This is a genomic window from Acidocella sp. MX-AZ02, from assembly GCF_000306035.1.
In the GTDB taxonomy this organism is placed as follows: domain Bacteria; phylum Pseudomonadota; class Alphaproteobacteria; order Acetobacterales; family Acetobacteraceae; genus Acidocella; species Acidocella facilis.
This window is the reverse complement of record NZ_JH976208.1, coordinates 248,967-251,463: the sequence shown is the minus strand read 5'-3', so window position 1 is coordinate 251,463 and position 2,497 is coordinate 248,967. Positions and strand designations below refer to the sequence as shown.

General features: G+C 63.5%; 2 protein-coding genes. Both read right to left on the bottom strand.

Annotated elements, in window-relative coordinates; all coding sequences use genetic code 11:
* Window positions 1–87 precede the first annotated feature (87 nt).
* Complete coding sequence (locus MXAZACID_RS09450) at window positions 88–1,506, bottom strand: APC family permease (protein WP_008494063.1); 1,419 nt, start codon at window positions 1,504–1,506, stop codon at window positions 88–90.
* 134 nt (window positions 1,507–1,640) lie between these two features.
* Window positions 1,641–2,497: flagellar biosynthesis protein FlhB (locus MXAZACID_RS09445; protein WP_051060301.1), on the bottom strand; the 857-nt coding region annotated here is incomplete at its 5' end.

Sequence of the window (2,497 nt, the reverse complement as noted above, 5' to 3'; positions counted from 1 at the left end):
ACAGACGTTTGGGGCGTTGGCAAGATGTTGCCAACGCCCCAAACGTTTTGCAGCCCTTTTTGAAAAAAGGGCTGCACCCCAAAACTTTTAATATTCTTCGTCGGCGACGTAGGAGCCGATGCGCTGCACCAGATCCGGCTTGGATTTCGCCAGCAGCACGCCGTAAATCACCGACACCACCAGCAGGCCCAGCGCCAGCTTCGGATACAGGTTGAACGGATAAGGCTGGCCCGGCTCGATCAGCCCCCAGAGCGGCATCAGCATCAGCAATGTGCCGACCACCGGAACGATCAGATGCGTGAAAACGTTGAAATCCTCACGGTGATAGCGAAGCATATAGACCGGCAGCGCCAAATTGGTGAGCAGATAGGTGACCACCACCGGGATGGTGCCCAGCGTGCCGGTATCGCCGAACAGGGTCACCGGATCGATATTGTAAAACGTGCCGAAGCCGAGCACGATCACCAAAGCCACCACGATATAGGTCCACATCGCCGCGTGCGGGGTGCGATGCTGCGGGTGGATCTTGCCGAAGAAAGGCGGAAGCAGCCCCTCGCGCGCGGAGGAGAACAGGATGCGCGCCTGGGCGTTGGTAAGGCCGATGAGCGAGGAGAAGATCGAGGTCACGCCTGCGAGATAGGCGATGATGAGAATGCCGGCGGCGGACGCCTTGAAGGCATCGACAAACGGCAGCGAGGAGTTGGTGATCGCCTTCACATCGTTATGGAAGGCCGTCTCCGTCGCGAAGGAGAGGAACATGTAGAGAATGCCGATGGAGAGCGTGCCGACGATCAGCGCGCGCGGCACGTTGCGGCGGGGATTGGTGGTTTCTTCCGCCAGCATCGCGGAATTCTCCCAGCCGATGAACAGATAGATGGCCAGCGGGAAGCCGAGCCCGATGCCCTTCCAGCCGCCGGTGACGGCGGCGATGGTGAAGGGGGCCATCGAGATCGAGCCGCGATTGACCACCAGCATGATCACCGCGCCGACGACCAGCAGGATCAGCTCGAAATAGAAGAAGATCGCCGCCCAGGTGGTGGAGAGCGAAATGCCGCGCGAGACCAGCACGCCGACAATGGCGGTCGCGATAATCGCCAGCACCTGCCAGGGGATATTGATGCCGAGGAAGGTTTGCAGCGTCTGCGCCGCCCAGCCGCCGGAGATCACCACCACCGAGGCGGCGGCGATGCAATAGCCGACCACGACGAAGATGGAAGCCGCCGCCCCCGCCCAGGGGCCGAAGGCCATGCCGATGAAGGTGACGAAGGAGCCGGTGCTGGGGCGATAGCGCGAAAACTGCGCCAGCGTGTTGGTGAGGAACAAAATCACCACCATCGCGACCAGGATGGTCAGCGGCGCGCCGACGCCGGCACCGGAGGCGATCAGCCCGAAACCAAAGAAAAAGCTCATCGCCGGGGCGATGTTGGCGAGGGTGGAGGCAATGATCTGCGAAAGCCCGAGGCTGTCACGCTTGAGGCGTTCGCCGCCCCGCGAGATTGTGCTCATTATTTTATGATCCCTGCTTGGATTAGACGTTCGGCCGCCGGATGTGGGCGTCTTTTTTCCTTGTGGTAAAATGAACGTTCCGTCAACTTATTTGTGAGAAGCGATTTAAATAATAGACAAATCCTCTGACCTGCTCAGGCGCCCGGCAGCCAGCGCGAGACCTCGATGTCACCCGCCTGCGGTTTCGGCGGCTGCGGCTTCGCCCCGCCCTGGGCGCGCCAGCGCTGCAGCCGCCAGACATAGGCCAGAACCTCCGCGCAGGCGCGGTAGAGGGCGGTGGGCACATATTCATCCGGCTCCACATAGCGAAACACCGCGCGCGCCAGAGGCGGGGACTGCACCACCGGCACGCCATGGCCGCGCGCCCGGGCGATGATTTCCTCCGCCTGCGGCCCGGCCCCTTTGGCGAGCAGCATCGGCGCCCTGTCCTGCCCGCGGCGATAGCGGATGGCGCAGGCGAAATGGGTGGGGTTGGTGACCACCACGCTGGCCTCCGGCACACGCTGCATCTGCCGGGCGCGGGCCATTTTGCGGGCCAGGGCGCGCTGGCGGGATTTCACATGCGGGTTGCCCGCCGCCTCCTTCATCTCCTCGCGCATATCCTCATCCGACATCCGCAGCTTGCGCCGGTGCAGCCAGAACTGGAGCGCGAAATCCACCCCCGCCAGCAGCCCCAGCACCAGGCAGATGAGGCTCAAACATTGCGTGGCCAGGGCGAAGAAGGCGCTGGCGGCGGGGCGGGGCAGCCAGGCCAGGGCGGTGAAATCCGGCCGGCGCGCGAGGATCGCCACCGCGCCCGCCAGGGCGATGGCGAGCATTTTCAACACGGATTTGCCCTGCTCCGCCATGCCGTGTCCGGAGAAGATCTGCGAAAATCCAGCCTGGGGCAGCAATTTGGAGAGATCCGGCGCCAACAGATTGAGCGCGAAGACGAACCCGCCCGAGGCGAGGCTGGAAGCCGCGCCGATGGCGGCGATGAGCCCGAGCAAGG